Annotated in this window: 13 protein-coding genes and 1 pseudogene; 10 read left to right on the top strand and 4 right to left on the bottom strand. The window is 65.0% G+C overall.

Annotated elements, in window-relative coordinates; genetic code table 11:
• Positions 1-768 precede the first annotated feature (768 nt).
• The 6 genes from LF262_RS14945 (at position 769) to LF262_RS14920 (ending at position 14583) form a co-directional block, all read left to right on the top strand.
• Complete coding sequence (locus LF262_RS14945; protein WP_268933925.1) at positions 769-1959, top strand: DNA cytosine methyltransferase; 1191 nt, start codon at positions 769-771, stop codon at positions 1957-1959.
• Positions 1960-2093: 134 nt separating this feature from the next.
• Positions 2094-3830 carry an ATP-binding protein gene (locus LF262_RS14940; protein ID WP_235781202.1) on the top strand — a complete coding sequence of 579 codons (1737 nt, stop codon included), beginning with the start codon at positions 2094-2096 and terminating at the stop codon, positions 3828-3830.
• Entirely contained in the window at positions 3830-5395 is a 1566-nt protein-coding gene (locus LF262_RS14935) for a hypothetical protein (protein WP_235781201.1), read from the top strand. Before LF262_RS14940 ends, LF262_RS14935 begins: the two co-directional genes overlap by 1 nt.
• Positions 5392-10287, top strand: coding sequence for a helicase HerA-like domain-containing protein (locus tag LF262_RS14930; RefSeq protein ID WP_235781200.1), 4896 nt, complete (start codon positions 5392-5394; stop codon positions 10285-10287). Before LF262_RS14935 ends, LF262_RS14930 begins: the two co-directional genes overlap by 4 nt.
• 320 nt (positions 10288-10607) lie before the next feature.
• Positions 10608-11872 (top strand): IS3 family transposase gene (locus tag LF262_RS14925; protein WP_235781199.1). Its coding sequence is split into 2 segments (ribosomal slippage): positions 10608-10911 and positions 10911-11872, totalling 1266 coding nucleotides; the frame shifts between segments, so codons are not numbered across the junction.
• A gap of 347 nt (positions 11873-12219) precedes the next feature.
• Positions 12220-14583 (top strand): AAA family ATPase, encoded by a 2364-nt coding sequence (locus LF262_RS14920; RefSeq protein ID WP_235781198.1) that lies wholly within the window; start codon positions 12220-12222, stop codon positions 14581-14583.
• Here LF262_RS14920 and LF262_RS14915 read toward each other — a convergent pair.
• Positions 14558-15319, bottom strand: a complete 762-nt coding sequence (locus LF262_RS14915) for an HpcH/HpaI aldolase family protein (RefSeq protein ID WP_235781197.1) — start codon at positions 15317-15319, stop codon at positions 14558-14560. The genes LF262_RS14920 and LF262_RS14915 overlap by 26 nt on opposite strands.
• Before the next feature lie 256 nt (positions 15320-15575).
• Positions 15576-15773 (bottom strand): annotated as a pseudogene (locus LF262_RS17245) (DUF6282 family protein); the annotation flags it as partial.
• A gap of 17 nt (positions 15774-15790) precedes the next feature.
• Between LF262_RS17245 and LF262_RS14910 the strand changes: the two are divergent.
• The 4 genes from LF262_RS14910 (at position 15791) to LF262_RS14895 (ending at position 18820) form a co-directional block, all read left to right on the top strand.
• Positions 15791-16024, top strand: coding sequence for an FUSC family protein (locus LF262_RS14910; RefSeq protein ID WP_235781196.1), 234 nt, complete (start codon positions 15791-15793; stop codon positions 16022-16024).
• Positions 16025-16058: 34 nt separating this feature from the next.
• Positions 16059-16595, top strand: a complete 537-nt coding sequence (locus LF262_RS14905; RefSeq protein ID WP_235781195.1) for a hypothetical protein — start codon at positions 16059-16061, stop codon at positions 16593-16595.
• Between the two features lie 251 nt (positions 16596-16846).
• Positions 16847-17254: a hypothetical protein gene (locus tag LF262_RS14900; RefSeq protein ID WP_235781194.1), complete on the top strand. Its 408-nt coding sequence runs from the start codon at positions 16847-16849 to the stop codon at positions 17252-17254.
• A gap of 210 nt (positions 17255-17464) precedes the next feature.
• Positions 17465-18820, top strand: coding sequence for an MFS transporter (locus LF262_RS14895; RefSeq protein WP_235781193.1), 1356 nt, complete (start codon positions 17465-17467; stop codon positions 18818-18820).
• A gap of 73 nt (positions 18821-18893) precedes the next feature.
• Here LF262_RS14895 and LF262_RS14890 read toward each other — a convergent pair whose 3' ends face one another.
• Both LF262_RS14890 and LF262_RS14885 read right to left on the bottom strand, forming a co-directional pair.
• Positions 18894-19187 (bottom strand): CHY zinc finger protein, encoded by a 294-nt coding sequence (locus LF262_RS14890; protein WP_235781192.1) that lies wholly within the window; start codon positions 19185-19187, stop codon positions 18894-18896.
• 52 nt (positions 19188-19239) lie between these two features.
• On the bottom strand, positions 19240-19881 hold the full coding sequence (locus LF262_RS14885) for a biotin transporter BioY (RefSeq protein WP_235781191.1): 642 nt from the start codon (positions 19879-19881) through the stop codon (positions 19240-19242).
• Positions 19882-19915: the final 34 nt, after the last annotated feature.

Raw genomic sequence — 19915 nt, 5'->3', positions numbered from 1 at the left:
AGCGGGCGGTTGGCGGTGGTGCGGCGCGGGTGGTGCAGGTACGGCGTAAGTGGTTCCCGGGTCGAATGATTTGGCCAAGTCCATTGTGCTCGCGCGTGCTCATCGTGGATCCAGCTTCAGGGAGTTCCTGCGCGAAACCTGCGTCGTCCCTCTCGTCGCCTAGCGAGCTGGCGACGGTTGTCGCGCTGGTCGCCATCAGGGAGTGGGCAGGCCCAGACAACACCTCCTGGGGAGGCAGCAGCGGAACCTATGGGACTCATCACGTTCCTGCCGAGGAAGCCTCACCATCCGTCCGTGACTCCCAACGCCTCCCCGACGCAGATCGGGGCACTCACGCGACAAGAAATGTGCCTCTCACCTGCAACCCAGCTGGTGGTCTGAACAGCAGCGCCACCGGCGATACCCCGGGGCTGAGAGGAGCAGGGACCCGCTCTACGGTCACGACCGCTTGACTCAACGGATCGGGGCACCGTGCCGTTCGGCAAGAATGTCGGATGAGCCGTATAGCGTGGCTTGCATGAGAAGGACAACCGCCCCCGACGCACATGCCGACGGCCAAGCCAGTGCGGTCTCGGCTCGCCTCCGAGCTGTGTGCAAAGGCGCAGGCGCCGCCCAGGTCGAGCGCCTTGGGCGCTTGGGAACGCCGACGGCCACCGCGACAGTAGAGGGCGAGCGTCAGCGGCTACATGCGACTAGCCGTGGGCCTGGCGCTCCAACCCTGAATCACCACGACGCCGGATTGGTCACTCCTGTGCGGGGGTCAATCTAATGGCGCCTCGCCCGAAGCGTTACGCCGCTGTCTCGTTGTTCTCAGGCTGCGGTGGCATGGACCTTGGCGCCGAGCAATCCGGACGCGCCCGTGTCGTGTGGGCCATCGACAATGAGCACTGGGCAGTGGAAACGTACCGTCGCAATATCGGCAAACACATCGTCGAAGGCGACATCACTGAGACGCCTGTTCCCGATGTACCGTGCGACATCCTTCTCGCCGGCCCGCCCTGTCAAGACTATTCCACACTGTGGAACCATGATGGCTTGATGACCGCCCGTGGCAACCTTTTCCGCCAGGTCGCGCGATATCTGGACGCACTCCAGCCAGCAGCTTTTTTGCTTGAAAATGTCCCCGGATTGCTTTCGGCAAACCGTGGTGTCGCTTGGACCCTTGTCCGGCACGCTTTGAAGTCGCCGAGCAGCTTCGTTGACGGGGCGCCGATGAATCGTCCCTATGGCCGTGGAGTCCACTACGACATCAGCGCTCAGGTGGTGGATATGGCGGATCTTGGTGTGCCGCAGAACCGAGAGCGCCTTATCGTCCTCGGCGTTCGTCGGGACTTGGGGGTCCGGCCACCGATCATCCCCACACCATTTCAAGGCTCACCCCGCACTGTGCGGGATGCTCTGGATCGACATCCTCTTCCTGATGATGCCCCTAACCACGAGCGCGGCCAGGATAGCCGGGACGTTGTCGAGCGGCTCAAGCTGATCCCACCGGGTTCGAATTTCGAGGTGATCCCCGCCGACCACCCTTTGGCCGTGAAGGGGCTGATAAGCCACGTGTACCGCCGGGTTGATCCAGACAAGCCCTCGTACACGATTATCGCGGGCGGAGGCGGGGGGACTCATGGATACCACCACATCGAGCCACGGCGCCTCTCCAATCGCGAGAAAGCACGCCTACAAGGCTTTCCCGATGACTTTGTCTTCGAGTTCGGTAAGGATCTTCGGGACGCGAGGTCGGCGTACCCACGGGTCAGGAGGCAGATCGGCAACGCCGTCCCGCCCCCGGCGGCCGAGCTCATCGTTGGGGCGCTGGCCCAGGTCTTGGAGACGGCAGGGGCTCCCGCCCGAAGCGGGGCCGAACTTCTTGCTGGCCGCCGTGGACAGCGCCAACTCGTCAGTGTGCCGAGGCCGGTACTAGGAGCCGCCTCCAGTGAGGAAAGGGCTGCGGTAGGCCAGTGAACAACATAGCTATGCCCCCACCAGAAGAACTTCCCGCGGTCAGGGCGTTGAGACTTCTCTCAGTCTTCAGCGCGGACCAGGCTGGAGCCTACCGGGAGCATTTCGCCCAGCTCGCCGACTCTCTTAGCGACGACGTGGAGACCAAGCTTGGCCGGTTCGTCGCTCACTGGGCAACCGAGGGCGCGCCGGGAGTCGTGGTGCTCACGGGCAATGCAGGTACCGGGAAGACTGCCGTCGCAGAGGCTTTTTGCCGCGCCGCTGGGGCGAGTCTGCCCACCGAGGACGTCCTTGTTGAGGTCGCGCCCGGGCAGCAAGTGGTCAAAGATCTTTCCGGCCTGCCCGACGCTCCGGCTCGTGCCTTGACCATGCGCTCCGCTCTCGACGCCAGTGACTTTAAGACGCTATTGTGCGCCAACGAAGGGGTCCTTCGTGATGCCCTCGAAGACATCGGAGCGCATAACGAAGCTGAGGTTCTAGATCGTGCTCTTAGGCACGGCGCGGCCAAGACCGACGGCCTCATCATCGTTAACGTGAACCGGCAACGGCCCACCGGGGACCGTCTGTGGAACCAGCTGGTGGACTATGTAACGCGTGAAGAGATCTGGAGCGGGTGTGCGGATTGTCCCTTCAGTAGCGGCGGCTGTCCGATGCGCAGCAATGCTGCTCACCTGCGCCGATCTGACGTTCGGGAGCAGCTACGCACTCTAGTGCGCCTGGCTACCGGCGAGGCAGTCCCCACGTTGCGAGAAGTCCTGGCGATCCTGTCGTGGGCGGTCGTTGGGCCCCACAGCTGCAAACAGGTGAAAGATGACAACCGCGACCGTGGCAACAGCGCCTTCACCGCCACGGACGGTTACTTCGCGCGCGTCCTGGGCGGAGGTCTCCCGGCCGATACCGCCGAGCGGTCGCCACTGCTGACAGGGATGAGGCACTCAGGCTTGGGCGCGCTTAGCGATCTCGAGGTGGACGGGTGGCTACGCGACGCAAGCGGGGCCCCCGAAGATGTGCGGCGCATCGCTGGCGACCCCCACATCACGCGCGCCGAGGTCGCCGAGCGCGGTCATCTTTCAGGGCTGGCCGGCTCGGTGTCGCCCCTCGACAGAATTCGCACGGCTCAGGGCGAGATGACCTTTTATGCGTTGGGGGAGATGGTCAGCACTGACGAGGACCCGATCCGCGTCGAAGATGGATTGGATTCCCTGGTCCGGGGTGACGGCGTCACAAACGCACCGGCAGAACGTCTCTGGAGGCAACGCATCTTCTTCGAAGCCCCAAGCGTCCTCGGAGGGCCTGCCGAATCCGCGCGGCGCCTCTTGGACTACCGCCATATCGTCGCCCTGGTTGCACTTGCCCGGAGGGTGGCCGGCGGCGGAGACACGGTGATCGAATTGAATGAGATTGTCCGTGGCCTGAACTTCCTCGTGACCGGGTTCTCAAGCCCGAACGAGGGCTTGATCGTGCCCGATCCCGCATGCCTGTTCGCACGTGATCCCGGCTCGTTCAGGCCCGCACGTCCGTCCCTGGTGCACGGGCAACTTCAGCTGGAAGAGCTGGCACTCAGAGTGCCCGATTCCGGTCTAGTCGAGGAGCTACTCGATGTTGACCATGTGGACGTGGAGCTGGTCGTGGCTCACGACCACGACCTCGCCCTGCGCATCACGCCTCGCATGTATGAGGCGATCCGGGAGGCTGCTGCGTTCCAGGGGCCCGTTGGCCAAGGTGTGGCTGAAATGAATGACCTGCGTGGCTTCTATGGGCGTCTGGCGGCATATCTGCCCACCGATCGTTCACTGCGAGTTGCCGACCCGGACTCCACCCCGCCTGCCCTGGTCACGATCTCCCTCCCGCACTTCACAAAACGAGGCGACTGATGGCATCGCAACGCAAGAACCTTTACCGGCTGAGCCCTGGGGCCGTCGCGGAAGACCTATTCTGCCTGGCACCAGACCGCGACGAGCGTGCGCCCCAACTGTGCGCAGAAACACTGTTAACTCTGCGCCAGAATGACTACTGCGCCCCGGACTCTATTGATGACCTCCAGTCCCCCAAGCGGCAGCTCTTTGCTGTGCGCAGTCTGGCCCTAGGGGAGAACTTTCTCGGTGGCCGCTCCAAGGGTCGAGTTGGGGATCCGGACACTTCGCCAGAGGAGTACGGTGATCGACTAGCATCGGGGGACCAAGTTCGTGGTTCTGCCAATCTTCAGCTCGCCCAGCTCACCCTGCAAGGCCTCATCGATCCAGAGACACAACGAGGTCAGAAGGGGGCTTGGCTGCTCCGCCCATTCCACGAGTCGCTACTGTGGTACGACGCGCGTAAGCCGAGCCCTCGCAGCAGCGAGTACACGGTCCGCAAGGTCTACATGCGAGGAAGCGGGATCACCCTCGCGCGGCTTCTGGCCGATCCAGCTGATTCCTCCGACGCCGCCCTCGGAAAGGTGGCGGTCGGGCGGATCCGAGAAGAACTGAATGCTGCCAGTCCGCTGGCCGACATCGGCTCGATCCTGGAGAGCGCGCTGCCGTCGAACGAGACCTGGACCGACCGGCGCATCGACCTTGAGGAAGATGAGGAATCAGCATGGAGACGTGGCGCCGACCCCCGACTGGCGGGCCTCGCCCGAAGTCTGTGCCGCCACGCCGAGGGAATCATGCTCCAGGGCAATGCCAGCGGGCCCGCGAAGCTCTGGCAGTTGCGCTGCATGCTCGGCCTCGACTTGGCTCTTCACGTCCTGCGCACCGCGTGGGACGCGACCGACACGCCGTCCGAGGACCGGTTCCTGCTGTTGAGTTTCGGGGGTTCCCCACGTGCGCAGGACCCGGTCCGGCAGCGGTCAGAAGAATCGTACCGGCGCGCCCGCATCCGACTAAGCGAGGCCACCGTTCGAACGCTCGCCAAGCTCATGCGCGAGCTTAAAGAAGAGGATAAGGTGACCGCCTTTTCCGGCGAGTTCCGGGACCGGACCTTAGCTGACGCGAGAAGCCATGACAGCGTCACCAATCAACTCACCCGCCTTCCCCTGCCCGCCGGACACGAGGAGTACCTCCGATTGGCACGGTTGGCAGTGGAAACGGCGAACTACAGCCGAGGATCCGAGGACGGCTTCCGGGTGCTATTGGAATCAGTGGGCATGCTGGTGGGGACGGGCTCGTACCGATACCTAACGGCGACCCCGGATCTCCTTGGCGCGATGGTAGGTGCCTTGTCGAACCGAATGCCGATGTCCAGCCGTGACTTCATTGCGGCAGCCCGAGAAGAGTGGGATCTCGTGATTAACCAAGAGTCAGCCGCAGAAACTGCTTTGGCAGCCCAGCTAGACGGCGCACGGCTCGCTCAGAACGCCCGCGCCGCGGAGCGGCTGATGAGCGACGCAGGTCTCGCGGTGGGGCTATCGGACCGCACCACGATGGTCGGGGAGCGCGCATCCAGGAGCCACCGTTGAGCGCCCGCCTTGGACGTGCTCTGGCGGAGCACCTACGTCGCCATCTGACAATCGGAGAGCGGAGCTTCGTCCTCGTCGAAGGTGTGCCAACGTCGGTCGCTGAGGGCATGAGCGCTGCCTGGGACAATCGCCTTCCCCAGCTGGCCATCGTCTCGTCCTCACCAGCTCGCTTCGGATCGCATGCGATGCACGACGTGTCGGGAACCCAGCTGCGGAACCAGAGCAGCGGAGGCGTGGTCCTTGTGCTCTGCGACGGCGAACAAGTGGCTGATCGGCAGTCACTGAACTTGTTCGACTCCGTCTCGCCCAGCGTCCTGCTGGAGACTGCGGAAGGCATGGGCATCCTTTCTCAGCAGCGTCCAGCGGTGGGCCTAGATGGCATGTCCCGCGCGGTACGCGAGGCGATTATTCAGGCTCCCGTGGCAGCAAGACCGAGTGCCCACGCGGTCGCGGCATATCTGGACCGGCTCGCGGCAGGAGACGATGTCCTCGACTCACTCCCCACTCTGGGAGCCTTCGCCGACAGAGTATCTTCAGGCGCGAGGGTGGATTCTGAGCGGATCGGGGACAACCTCGCTCTAGCTGCCCGCCGGACCAGCGACGACCTCCTAAAACCAACTGCATACAGTGATCTGAGAAAGCGCGCCGAGTCGGTTCTTGGCCGGCGCCCCGGGGTCGGTCCGAAGGGAGCAGCTGCAGCCGCGGACGCCGTAATGGCCCAGCTCCAGGCCGGAAGCACGGACCTGCTCAGAACGCTCCGGTTCGACGAGGCCCGTGAAATCTTCGAGCAACGCCCACAAAATCTGGCGGACATTGTTCTGCAAGAAATAGCTCTCTTCCGCACCGGCCTCGACATCATGAGCCAGGCAGCGAGTTTACCGTGGCATACTTACGAACTCCGCGCGGAAGAACTGCGCAGGGGCAGCGGCCAGCGCAATGCGGCCCAGGAGCTCTGCGACCTCGACGATGCTCAGCAGAGACAGATCTTCCAACGCATCACCCGGCGCAAGCTCGAACGGCTGCTGCGCGACAAGGCAGTCAGCGGCAGCAGCCCCTCATGTCCAGAAGCTGCGATCGTCCGGGCGGCGCAGCAGCTGGGCGGCATGGTCGAACGCGTCCAGGTACTTTTTCCCCATCCCCCAACAAGTGCGACTGCAGCGTCCAATCGTACCGGCGCGGGCCGCATCCTCACGCTTGCCTGCGCACGCCTGAGGCTCGGGGCGCTCATGCGGACGTGGGACCACTCTGGCGGCGACGTCGACGGCCTGCTCCTGCGTGCCGCGGACGATGGCGATCTCGGCGATGTGCTGGCGGCTTTCGGTGATGCGGGGCTCGCTTCAGGGGGACAACTGCCGGTACTCCAGCTGCGACTTCATGCCCAAGACGGAAGCACAGTTCAGGTCGACTGGAGGCCCGACCTTGACGATGCTGCGACCCTCCGTTCAGCCATCCTTTTCGCTGAGGCTCCCGTTCTGACCCTCGGACTTCCCGACGAGCCAAGCCTCCACGCTTTCTGTGGGCCCACGAGCCCCAGTGCGACCGAGGTCGTCCCCCGTCCCCTGCTCCCTCTCGCAACAGCCCTGAGGCAGTTGGCCCGCACATCGCTCGACAGGGGCCTCGACCCGGTCACGCTCAGATCCTGGGTGGACGCCTGGACGGCGACCTGCAAGGAGCGGGAGGCCACCGACGATTCCGGGACAGCAGAATCCCTAGCTCTCGCGGGAGCAGTTCGTAGCGAACGTGCGGTCGCACTGACCGCCTTCGCCCCAATGAAGGCAGAATGGCTGGCGCAGTACCTCGAAGCGCTCTGGAAGCTCGTTAACCGGGCAGAAGAACCCAAGACCGACTTTGACCCAGGCGATGCAGTTGCGACATCGAACGGCATCGCCCACGCAACTGCAACCCACCACCCAGCACACCTGCGTCTGTCCACCCAAGACCGCGCCTTACTCCCCACCAGCGAAGGACGCCTCTGGAGCCTGTATGGTGGAAGGTCGGCGCGGGACGAAAGCGGATACGCTGGCGACGCGCTCAGCTCGGTAATCATGCAACTGCTGACCCTCCAGCCCGAAGCTGCCGGACACTTGCGTTGCCTTGCCTGGGGTGGCGGCGCTGCCGACCTCTTGGTCGGTGAGGCAGTGAAGCTAATTGGGCGCCGCGCGGGACTGGCCACAATCCGGAAGATCGAGATCTTCTGCGTCGGGACAAGCGAGGATGACAGGCCGCTGCCTGAGACCCTCGCAATGGCCGATGATCGGCTGCGCAACGAGCGCGATGTCCTCGAGCTACGCTATATCAACGACCTCGCACGCGCGCAAGAACTTTTGCGTCCCGGCGGTGAGGCGCCCGCCGTGCACCTTGCCCTAGTCACCGGGCTGACGAACAGCCCGAATGCGCTGCAGATCGAGAACCGCGAAGTTTCGCCCCCCGCCGTCGACGACGAAGTCCTGTTCGCCCCTCGGGTATGGCAGCGGGCAAGGCAAGACCGCCGCACCCTTCTCATGCCCCCCGCAGCCTCGGCCGCCGGCCAAGCTTGGCTGCGTCTCCAGAACGCTGTCGATGAATCCTGGCCTGAAGAAGGGCAGCCTCTCCAGGTTCCCGAAGTGCGCACAGGCGCCCTCGACCTCGCGCCCAAGCTGCGGGAGATTCATGACCTCGCTCTGTGGGTCGCCACGCTGGATAGATACGCGACTCGGGATAGTCTCGAACACGCACTCGGCGCTGACAATGTCGCCATCCTCCATCAAGAACGTCGCCTTGGCGGCGACAGTCCGCTGTCTCTGGTACTGAGCCAGAAGTCCGGCGGCCCTGCTGACCGGGCAATCGGTCGAAGCCTCCGCAGCGCTGGCATCATTAACGAATCTGATGTCGCGCTCTCCATCGGCACGCAGCTTCGGCAGGTTGCATCCCAAGGGTATGGTATCCTCGCGCTGCAGGCAGCGACTAGCGGGGCCGGCATAAATGAGCTTGTCGGACACGTGGTTGCCTTCAGTCTGCTCGCAACCACGACGACGCCGTGGCCTCTGCCCCCGGGATGCCGCGTCCTTCTCGTCAGCCTCGACGAGTACCGCCACTGGTTCCCTAAGAAGAGAGCCGATCTGCTCGCGATCGCCCTTGACCCGCAGGACCAGGGCGTACACATCGCTACAATCGAGGTGAAGGCCCGACGCAGCGACGAGAACGACGCCGCCGCCGGCGCTCTCGACCAGCTAAACCAAAGCCTGGCGGCAACCAAATGGGCCGCCTACCCAGAGGCAGGCAGCGTTCACAGCCGCCTGTGGCTGAACCGCATCGCGGAAGCTGCCTACGCCGTCGCTCGAGAGTCCCGGTTTAGGCTGGATTCTTCCGAGATGGCTGCGCTCGAAGCATTCCGCCTTGGCAAAGGCACCCTGGAATGGGCTGGCGTGGGACTTGTGTTCGGCCCCAACGTCGAACCCATGCACCGCACCTACCGCACTGACGTCGCGAACGACATCGTGCCAGTCGTTCTTCACAGTATTCCGCTCACCGAGGAACTCCTTCGTACCGCGACCTCGACCAGTCTCACGACGCTGCGCACGGTGGAGAGTGACCGTCCGCCACTCCAAAGCACCCGAACTCGTCGACGTCCCGAGACCAATGGCGGAACTCCACGAGAGCTCGAACCAGACACCGGCGCTTCTAGCGGACCTCGGGATGCAAGCACGGAACAGAAGGAACAGGTTTCCGAAGCGGCGGCCGACACCACCACTCCGTCGACGGCGGAACATGGAACCACCGCTGAAACGCAATACCCCGGAGCTGGTTCCGTGATCACCCCTGCTGCACGCCCAGATTTCGTGGCCCCGCTCTTAGGGTGGGACGCCGTCACAGGAGAGGAGGTGCGGTGGCATCCCGCTGGCCCAGGCCAATCGAGCCTCCAGAACGGCCATACCGAGATCTGGGGATCCTCAGGGATGGGGAAGACACAGTTCGCTATGAGCCTGCTTGGGCAGCTCTCCAAGTTCAGCGGCAGCAGGTTCGGTGTCGCCGATTTCAAGAACGACTACAGCGACGAGACAGGCTTCCCCCCGTTCGCAGGCGCCGAGTTCGTCGATCTATGGAACGAGGGGGCGCCGTACAACCCGCTCGCGCTCGACGACGAATCTGACCGTGCCATTCAAAGCGCGGTAATCGAGCTGCGCGACACGGTCGATGAAGCGGTGAAGTCAGTAAGTGCGCGGCTTGGCGTCCGGCAGCGTGCCAAACTTGAGCAGGCGCTCAAAGACGCCTACGCCGTCCGCCATGCCGAACGTCGGTGGCCTACCCTTCGCACTCTCGATGACCATCTTGATGCTGACTTGTCGGGCGTGATCGGCGATCTGACCCATAATGACCTCTTCAAGTCGGGAGAGCCACTCGGGAACGTCATTGACTCCAATGTGGTGTTCGGGCTGTCGAAGATCCCCGGAAATGGGCAGACCACTGTGCTCGCAGCCGGATTCATCCTCTCCTCGCTCCTTCTACGGGTGCAGAATCTGCCGCCCGTGCCAAACACCATCCGATACGTCATGGTCGTCGACGAGGCACACCGGGTCTCACCATTCCGCGCCATCCAGACCATGATCCGCGAAGGTCGATCCAAGGGGTTGGCAGTAGTTCTCGCCACACAAGGACCTCTGGATCTGCCCGATGTGGTGGCCGCGAACGCGCAGACCAAGATCTGCTTTGGGCTGCCCGACGCGACTGTCGCCACCATGGCCGCACGAAAGCTCCAGCCAGACAACGCTCGCCTAGCGCAGCAGATCCGCACCCTAGGCATGGGAGAGGCCTTCGTCAGCTTGGCAGGAGAGGCACCCCGTCTAGTCCGCATGACTCAGGCCTACCGGGACGCCATAAGGTTGGGTCTCCCCGAGCTGGGCGCAGCAAGATGAACAGTCGCCAGGCGCGCGGAAATAGGTGGTCCGCCCCGGCCCGACAGGGCTGCCCGTTGCAGAGCTGCTCGAGCTAGGCACGGCCTCAGATCTCATGATTGCTGTGCGAGGACACCGCCGAGCTGGGTTACCTTGTTGAGGAGATTCTCGAGCGTAGGGTGCCTGTGTCGTCTGAGGCCGACTGGCGGGAAGCGAGATCGGTCGACGATCTCAGCCGAGACAGCCACCTCCTTTGGTGCAAACGCGACCGTCGTCGAACTCGGTTCTGAAGCGCACTGGGTCTGATGGAGACTCCTGACCTTGGAAACGAGGATGGAGTCATGGCAACGAGTCATGGATCTGGGAAGCCGACGGCACGTCGGTATTCGCCGGAGGAGAAGGCTGCCGCGGTGCGGATGGTACGGACGCTGCGCGCGGAGCTGGGGACCGAGCACGGGACAGTGCAGCGGGTCGCGGCCCAGCTGGGCTATGGCCCCGAATCGGTGCGGGCCTGGGTGCGGCAGGCCGATATCGACGACGGCGCGGCGCCGGGTGTGAGCACCGCCGAGGCCCGGCGGATCAGGGAGTTGGAACAGGAGAACCGCGAGCTGCGCCGGGCGAACGAGATCCTCAAGCGGGCCGCCAGTTTCTTCGGGGCGGAGCTCGACCGCCAACACCGGAAGTAGTCGCGTTCATCGATGCGAACAAGAACGACATCGTAGAAGGCCGCCCGCTCGGAGTCGAGCCCATCTGCAGCCTGTTGCAGGTAGCTCCGAGCACCTACTACGCCGCGAAGGACCGCGCCCCCTCGGCACGTGCGATGAGCGACGCAGCCCTCATTCCCAAGCTGGTGGCGCTGTGGAAGGAGAACTACTGCGTCTACGGAGTCCGCAAACTCTGGAAGGCGGCCCGCCGGTCCGGGATCGACATCGGCCGCGATCAGACCGGCCGGCTGATGCGCGCCGCTGGCATCGAGGGCGCGACTCGGGCCAAACGGGTCAAGAGGACCAGGGCTGATCCTGCGGCTGCTCGGCATCCGGACCTCGTGAAGCGGGAGTTCACCGCGGCGGCACCCAACCGGCTTTGGATGACGGACCTGACGTTCGTGCCCACGTGGGCGGGTGTGGCCTATGTCTGCTTCATCATCGACGTATTCAGCAGGATGATCGTCGGCTGGCGCTGCGCGTCCCATATGCGCACCGAGATGGTCCTGGACGCGATCGAGATGGCCCGCTGGTCACGAGGCCGCCACCACGAGGACCTGCGGTGCCACAGCGATGCTGGCAGCCAGTTCACCTCGATCCGCTACAGCGAGCGACTCGCCCAGATCGGCGCCACGCCGTCGATCGGGACCGTCGGCGACAGCTACGACAACGCCCTGGCCGAGACGGTGAACGGCTACTACAAGACCGAACTCGTCCGCGGCCCAGCCCGCCCGGGACCATGGAAGACAGTCGAGGACCTCGAGCTCGCGACCCTCGGCTGGGTCCACTGGCACAACACCGAGCGCCTCCACGGCTACCTCGGCGACATCCCGCCCGCCGAGTTCGAGCAGGCGTTCTATGCTGGCCAAGCGGACCGCAACCAGCTGGCGGTAATCAAATAGCGCGAGTCTCCATCAGACCCAGTGCGCTTCAGTTCTGCGCCACTGGTCAGTTTGTGAGTGCAGTTTTGATAGGGCGGCTGTGTCCGCCGTGGAAAGTTCGATCTCGACCGTCGGTTACGCAGGGCAGCGTTAAACCATATCGCAGGTGCCCGGGCGCGGGCTCCGCTCGCGGGCGGGTGACACCAGGGAGCCGTGCGAAAGTGAACGCGGCACGTCGCTTCTCGTGGCCCGTAAACACGCGTTGGATACCATGTCAAATCGAATAATTTGCGCCCATCTTGAGGGGAACTTGGCTTCAGAAGCCGGCAGTAGTTCGAATTCGCACAAATTTTGCTTAGGAGGATAACATGGCCGTGGGGTCAAATGGCTATGAGGTCGTTGGGGTCAGCCTCATAGGTCCGCCACCCCTGGAGCAGGTGCACCTTCCAATAGACGCCGGGCTCTTTACCTTCTTTGGACCCAACGGCGCAGGCAAGTCATCGATTCTCGACGGCTTATTGAACGTCCTTGGAGGACGACGAGGGTCAAGATCGCACGCCTATCTACATGTCCGGCTCACGGATCTGCCGGAGAATGACCCTGAGGAGATGAGCCATTTCGAACGCTCTCTCTGGCAAGGCCTTAATATTGATTCCAGGGAGATCTACGGTCGAACCCGCCAGGCGCTCTGGCGTGCAGCAGTTTCGGCTATCTCCGAGAAGGCTGAGGTTGAAGTACCGGCAGTCGAGGACAGCGTTTTCGTTTCTCTCGCAGCGGTGGGGACTGAGGATGAGCCGAAGTGGGAAAGCTTCTACGGATGGCCGCTGAGCGATGATGAGTGGTCTCGGGTACACAAATCCGCAAACCGGCAAATGATGATTCATGACTGGGCATTACGCCACATGAGGGGTGGGCGACAAGGACTTCCCGATGGCTGGCTTGAGGAACTCTCTGAGCCCGCCGGACTGCCGCTCCTCGAAGACAGCCCGATGTGGCAGGAGCTCCCACTGGTTGCGCCACGAGGGGAGGCCGACCAGCTGAACTTTTGGCCTAGGAACTGGCCGGTCCCTCAGCTCTGGCTTGGGCGCCTATCGATCTGCCCAATGGTCGCGATCACGGACGGCGTGTCGGCACCGCGGATCCGGGGGGCGACCAGCCAGAAGCTGGTCAGCATAGCCTCCCCCACAAAAGGCTTCATCAATGTTATTGATGAAGAAGTTGAATTCAACAGCGCCTTTCGAAAGCGGGTAAGAGCTATCGAATGCCGGGCCAACCAGTTTTTCTCTCTAATGGGCTATCAGCACTATCGCCTTGAGATTGACCTGAAGACGCCGAAGGAATGGTTTGTCGGGGCGACACCGGAATGGAAGGTGCTCGTTCCTGTCTCTAACGACGTAGAAGAGCTTTTTGCATTAACGGGTCTTTCGACTGCAGAACAAAGGTGGGCGGTTGCGGCTGTTCAATGGGCGCTGGCTGGCGTCGATGAGGGCAGCAGGCCGAGAATGCTGTTGATCGACGAACCGGAGCGAGGTCTTCACAGGCTCAGGGAGAAGGACTTGCCGGCGGCTCTAAACAAGCTGTGCGCGCAAGACCCGAGCCTCGTGGTGCTTACGGCATCACATGCCCCAGCTTTCCTTGACTTGCGTTCCAACTCAGAGATCCTGAGAACAACCCGCCTGCTAGGCCAACCCACCTTGGTCACGGTCATCGACTCTGCCGTCAAGGGGACGCTATCCCGAATCTGCGAGCAACTCGGACTCACCCCTGGGGACATCCTTCAGCTCACACGGGTCTTCGTTCTGGTCGAAGGGCAACACGACGAAATGGTTCTGAGCCGTCTGCTAGCCGACGACTTGAACAAAGCTTCTGCACAAATCTTGACGCTCCGTGGAGCGAGAGACTTGAGATCAGTTGCCGAAGCAAGGTTCCTCTTCACAAGTACCGAAGCCCTTTTCTTGATAGTTCTTGACGGGCTACTCATGGGTCAGATCCGCCCCATCTGGGAGGAAGCTCAAAGGCACCTTGATACGGGTAGCGTGAAAGAAGCGCGACGGGCGTTGGACAAGCTCGGGCGCGTTCATGGCGGTGGGGAAGTGAAGTGGCTCCAAGAGCTGGGACACGCTGCGGTCGACACAGCGAAGCTCGGGCGAATCAAGGTTCACGGCCTCGCAGCCCGCGACATAATCGTGTACTTGTCTGAGCGCAACTTCATGAACGCAGAGAAGACTTGGACACAACTCGAGCAGGACTACAACGGGTACAAGCGGACCGTCGATCCTGCAAGCGGTCTGTGCCAATCCGATCTCTTGGATTTCACGACTCGCGGCACGCCTGCCCGCCCTCCTTCACTTCATGGCGCACGAGCACGTCCGCACGGCCACGACCAGGACGGCGTCCTTGAGGAGGCCGCCCGGGTAGAGGACGAGGTCGGCAGCGAAGGCCTCCTGCCAGGAGAGCTTGGGGTCTTCACCATCCCGCCGAGCACACCGGGCATGTGCGAGACCACCATGGTCACCACGGCGCTGAGAGGAAGAACCAAAAGGGCGGGCGCTGGCCGGCAGGACCGCGGGTCTGCCAGAGGATGCCATATAGCTCCAGCGACAGGCACTTCAGCCGGCGTGAGCGCCCCTTACGGTCACGACGTGGCAGCATCATACGGAAGGGCGAACGGACCACACCGGGCGCCTGCTCGACATCGTGCATTGCCTACACCCGCGCCAGCAGCCCGCTGAGCTGCCTCGCCCCGCCGGCGAGCATGGTCAGGTCCGAGCCGGCGACGATGTAGCGGTAGCCGTGCGCCACGGCGTCGGCCGCGGCCTCCGCCGAGCCGGCGAAGATGCCCATCGGCACCCCCCGGGCAGCGGCGGCCGCCTCAACGGCCTCGGCCGCGGCCCGCATCGGCCCGGAGTCGAGCTCCCCCGGCGTGCCGAGGTCCACGGAGAGGTCCACCGGCCCGATGAACGCCACGTCCAGGGCGGCCATCGCGGCGTCGATCCCCTCGGCGTAGTCGGCGGTCTCGAACTGCCCCACCGCCAGCACGGTCGAGTTGGACCGCTCGAAGTGCCCGGCCAGGGTCACGCCCATGCCGTAGTCCGCCGCCGGCTGCGCCAGCGACACCGACCGGGTGCCCAGCGGCGGGTACGAGACCAGGTTCCGCAGCTCCACCGCCGCGGCTCCGGAGCCGCGGGCGAGCTGGATCCCGGCGGCGCCGGCCTCGAGCAGGCGGTTGATGTCGCCCCGGTCTAGAACGGGGACCCGGACCAGGACCGGAAGCCCGCGCGCCCGGCCGGCCCGCACGACGTCGCACGCCTCCCCCACCGACATCTGCGAGTGCTCGTAGTCGCAGACCACGAAGTCGAACCCGGAGAGAGCCAGGATGTCCACGATCTCGAACCGCGGGATCTTCAGGAACGTGCCGAGGACGGGGCGCTCGGCCATGAGCCCGCGCAGGGACGTAGGCAGGGACATCAGATCCCAGCAGGTCGGCGGGGTTGTCCGCGGTGAGCCGGCGCACGTCCTCCTTGGACACGCCCGCGTCCAGCAGGCCGCGCACCATGCGCGCGTAGGCGTCCACCGGCAACGGATTGTTCGCCTGCCCCAAGTCGGAGCCCAGGAGCGTGCTCTCCACGCCGGCGGCCTTCACGAAGCCCAGCAGGGTGTCGAGGCCCCACTGGTAGAACGAGGTGCGGTCGTTGTACTGGCAGATCGAGTGCTCGATCCGCGCCCCGAGGCCCACCCAGCGGCGCACCCGCTCAGGCTCGGCGCCGATCACGAAGTTCGGGTGGTTCACGAGGATGCGCTTGATCCCCATGGACGAGGCCTGCTCGATGAGCCGCTCCGTCTGGTCGGCGTCGAGGTGGCCGCAGGACATGATTGCGTGGTGGGCCTCGATGCCCTCGAGGATGTCCAGGACCTCGCCCAGCCGCCGACCCGAGCCCGGTGTGGCTCGCCCTCGTGGCGGTCGGCTTCCTCTTCCCCACCGAACTCTTCATGTCCCACCGTTACGGGGTGGCCCTCGGCTTCTTCACGCCGCTCATCATGGCCCTGACCGAGCTCGCCACCCCCACTTCACCCCTGACACTGCTTACCGACCGCGTAGTGGATACCGTCCTCGGCGTCGCGGTGGGGGCCGCCGTCGCGATGTCATCGGCGTCCAACCACCGAATCCGGTAGCGTGTCACAGGCACTTTCGGGGAAGGGACTTCATGTGGACATTCTGAGCGGCGTCAATGCCGAGTGGCTGAAGAACCTGACATGGATCGTGGCGGTCGCCGCCGGGCTGCTGCTGGGCCTCTGGCGGCTCCGCCGTCCGGATCTGGCCGTCCTGGGCGCGGTGCTCGTCTTCGCCGTGGCCAACACCGGAGCCGGCATCTACGTCCTGCTCCACCTCAGCGACCCCCGCTGGGGCGGCGACGCCCATGGGCGGCTCACTGCTCCCACGCTGGGTGGAACCCCTGTGGTCGGCCAGTACCTGAGACCGTTGGACGGGCTCCTCAGCGGGCTCGCGAACGGGGTGAACCAGTTCAACGACGCCCAGGCCGCGCTCCCCGCGGCGACGGGCTTCTTTGCCTCGGCCGGCTGGGCCTTCGCCCTTGCGGTACCCCTGTGCATCCTCTCGCTCGTGGTGGGCTTCTTCGTCGCACGGCGTCGTGAGGCCGAGTTCGCCCGGGTCAGGCAGCAGGTGGGAGAGCTCAGCGCCGAAGTCGCCGAACTCAAGAAGTCCCTCGGCACCCAGACCGGCTAAGCGCGTCTAACCCTTACCGCCCGGCACGCCCTGAAGGCCTCCACGGCCACGCTCTCGGGACTGCTCAAGGCGTCGACAGCTGCGTAGGCCGTCCCGAGCGAACGAGGCGGAGTGCTGCCCTGCGGACGCTGGCTTGGCTTTCACCCCAGGCATACACTGACCGCGTCACGTTGCGCGTTGATCTTCGGGGGGCTTCCAATGCTGCAGAGACTGGATGACAGGCAGTCACTGACCGAGTCGGACTGAACGCCATGTCATTGCGCATCCCGGGCGTACTTGCCGCCCTCGGCGGCTTTGCGTGGGTTCTCAAGACCGCGATGATGTGGGCGAATGGCGGAACCGAGGGCAGTAGCGGCGTAGTCGGCCTGCTCTTCGAGATTGGGATCGTCTGCATCGCGATGGCGGGCAGTGTCAGAGTGTGGTTCTTGGTACCCAGCACCAAGGCGCGGTGGAGAATACTCGCCGTACTTGTGTTTCTCGTTGGGCTCGTCCTCATGATCGATCTTCCGATCCTGATCGGCTGGCAGGTCCTGGGCCACGTGTGGATCGCCGAGGAACTCGGCATTATTCTCACCGCTTTGGTTGCGCTCGGAGCGGGTGTTCACTGGCTTTTCCGCGGCTTCGGAAGGACAAACGCAGCCCCGAATGCGGTCCGGTAGGGATCCAGAGCGCTGCTACGACCTCGACGCTCCGGCGCTTACGCACGGTGCATAGGCTTTTCGTGGCCGACGCGCACCCATCGCCTCCCGATATCAATCCCGGCGAAACAGGTATTTCTCTCTGTCCCAATCCCCGCATAGCCTCGCACAGCAGGCCAAACCGGGGGGACGCCGTCGTCCTCCCCGCAACCCCGCTGTGAGGAGCCAACGATGACCAGAGAGACCCTGAGCGTCCAGGACGCGATGGACCATTCCCGCATGGGGCTGTGGCGCTGGGCCGCCGTGGCGCTGTGCTTCGTGGTCGCGCTGCTGGACGGATTCGACACGCAGTCGATCGCCTTCATCGGCACGGCCATCGCCGACGAGTTCAGGCTCTCCGCAACGGACATGACGTGGGTCATCACCGCGAGCACGATCGGCATGGCGGTTGGCGCGATGACCCTCGGCACGTTCGGCGACCGGATCGGCCGCAAGCGCACCATCCTCGTGGCGCTGGCCCTTTTCGGCGCGTTCTCACTGGCTGGCGCCTTTGCCAGCACCGCGTGGCAAGTAGTGGCGCTTCGCTTCCTCATCGGCCTCGGCATGGGCGGAGCCACCCCGGCCCTGCTCGCGCTCACCGCAGAGTTCAGCCCGCGCAGGCGGCGCGGCTTCCTCATGACCCTCGTGCTCCTCGGCCTCCCCGGCGGGGCGATGATCGGCGGCCTCGTCGCGGCGGCCTGGCTCCCGGCCGTCGGCTGGCGCGGCATCTTCCTCATCGGCGGCGCCCTCCCCGTGGCGCTCCTGGCTGCCGCAGTCAAGCTCCTGCCCGAGTCCCCTGCCTTCCTCGTCGCGAGAGGCACTCCCGAGGCGGACCGGCGCGCCCGGGCGCTCATTGCCCGCACCACGGGCCTGTCCGTCCCGGACGCCACCGTGCTCACGGTCGAGGATGCCGGCCAGAAGCGCGGTTCAGTCGCCGCCCTCCTCTCCCCCGCCTACCGCACCGTGACCGTTGCTGTGTGGGCAACCTACCTGTTCAACTGGATCGCCTGGTACCTGCTGCTCCTCTGGATGCCGACGGCGCTCAAGGCCCTGGGCCTCGACGCCGGCAGCGCCGCCCTCGGCACCGTCACCGTCAACGGCGCCTTCATCCTGTTCGCCATCCCGCTCTCCGCCGTCCTCCCGCGTGTCAACGCCCGCACCCTCCTGCTGGGCATGTTCGGCGCAGGCATCCTCATCGCCCTCGGACTCGGCGCCGCCGGAACGAACTTCGGGCTCGTGTTCACGCTCATCGGCCTCGCCGGCTTCGGGATCGGCGGCCAGCAGCTCGCCCTGAACTACCTCATCGCCAACGCCTACCCCACCCAGCTGCGGGCGACGGCGACCGGCTGGGGCATCGGGATCGGCCGGCTCGGCTCAATCGTCGGCTCGGCACTCGGCGGGGTGCTGCTGACCGGGCTCGGTCCGTCCGGGTACTTCGCGGCCCTGGCGGTCCCGCTCGTCGTGGCGGGCGCAGCGACGCTGCTCGTCAGGGGCGCCGGCGCTGAGAAGCCAGAGGGCGAGCTCGAGACGGCACCGGCCGCCGCCTAAGCCCCTCCCGAGGCGCGCGGACGACGGCGGGTGCGCACCCGCCGTCGTCCGCTCCCTCCTCACCCGCCCGCCGTCAGCCCACCTCGAAGTACAGGTGCCTGTGCGCCGCGCACCGCTCGTTGAACCGGGCGCCGCAGCTCGGGCAAGAGGTGACCGCCAGGTAGGCCTCGATGGCCATCTCCCCCTTGCACACCCCGCACAGCACCGCCGGCTCGCCCCACTGCTCCCGCGGCCACGTCTGGGCCTCGTGGTCCGCGTGCTCCGCATGGCAGAGATGGCAGGGGTAGTACCGCAGACAGCAGCCGAACTTCATGGCGACGACGTCGGCCTCCGTGCGGTAGTGGACGCACCGAGTCTGATCGTCCACAGTGCTGCCGAAGACCCTTGAGGTCCGCGCTCCCCCGCTCACCGCACCCGCCTCACTTCACGCGGCGCACGAGGACGTCCGGGAACGCCCGGTGCACGGCCACGGCGGCGACGGCTGCCACAGCGTCCTTGAGGAGGTCGCCCGGATAGAAGACGAGGTCCGCGGCGAAGGCCGCCTGCCAGGAGAGCTTGAGGTTGAGCATCATGCCGAGCACGCCCGGCAGGTGCGAGGCGACCACCGTGACCACGGCCGCGGCGAGGAAGAACCACAGGCCCCTCCGCTTGGCCGGGAGGCGCTTGATGATCTGCTCGGCGGCGACACCGACGAGGAAGGCAGCGAGGACAAACCCCACGATGTACCCGGCCGATCCGCCGGCCATGACCTGCAGCCCGGCCCGGCCGCCGGAGAAGATCGGCAGGCCGGCGAACGCAAGGACCAGGTAGAGGCCCACGGCTGCGGCGGCGCGGGAGCCGCCGAGCACCAGGCCGGTGAGGATGATCGCGAAGGTCTGGAGCGTGATCGGAACCCCGAAGCTGCCCACCGGGATGCCGGGGACGATCGCCGAGGCTGCGATGAAGGCCGCAAAAACGGAGACCAGGGCCAGCGACCGGGAGTCCCACGTGCGGCGCGACGGCCTGGCGCCAGGCTCGGCCGGGCGGTCGGGTGCGGGGGTCGGCGTTGTCGGGTGGCTCATGGTTCCTCCAGATGGTCTTGCAGTCGTTCTGGAC

Origin of the sequence: Sinomonas notoginsengisoli (genome assembly GCF_021554725.1) — a bacterium.
GTDB lineage: Bacteria > Actinomycetota > Actinomycetes > Actinomycetales > Micrococcaceae > Sinomonas > Sinomonas notoginsengisoli.
The sequence above is the reverse complement of the archived record's forward strand: the minus strand, read 5'-3'. Positions and strand labels throughout refer to the sequence as shown.

What these genes read in the sequence shown, in the direction of transcription:
- LF262_RS14945 (WP_268933925.1), top strand. Translation starts at nt 769, where the DNA reads ATGGCGCCTCGCCCGAAGCGTTACGCCGCTGTCTCGTTGTTCTCAGGC.
- LF262_RS14935 (WP_235781201.1), top strand. Translation starts at nt 3,830, where the DNA reads ATGGCATCGCAACGCAAGAACCTTTACCGGCTGAGCCCTGGGGCCGTC.
- LF262_RS14920 (WP_235781198.1), top strand. Translation starts at nt 12,220, where the DNA reads ATGGCCGTGGGGTCAAATGGCTATGAGGTCGTTGGGGTCAGCCTCATA.
- LF262_RS14915 (WP_235781197.1), bottom strand. Translation starts at nt 15,319, where the DNA reads ATGTCCCTGCCTACGTCCCTGCGCGGGCTCATGGCCGAGCGCCCCGTC.
- LF262_RS14900 (WP_235781194.1), top strand. Translation starts at nt 16,847, where the DNA reads ATGTCATTGCGCATCCCGGGCGTACTTGCCGCCCTCGGCGGCTTTGCG.
- LF262_RS14895 (WP_235781193.1), top strand. Translation starts at nt 17,465, where the DNA reads ATGACCAGAGAGACCCTGAGCGTCCAGGACGCGATGGACCATTCCCGC.
- LF262_RS14885 (WP_235781191.1), bottom strand. Translation starts at nt 19,881, where the DNA reads ATGAGCCACCCGACAACGCCGACCCCCGCACCCGACCGCCCGGCCGAG.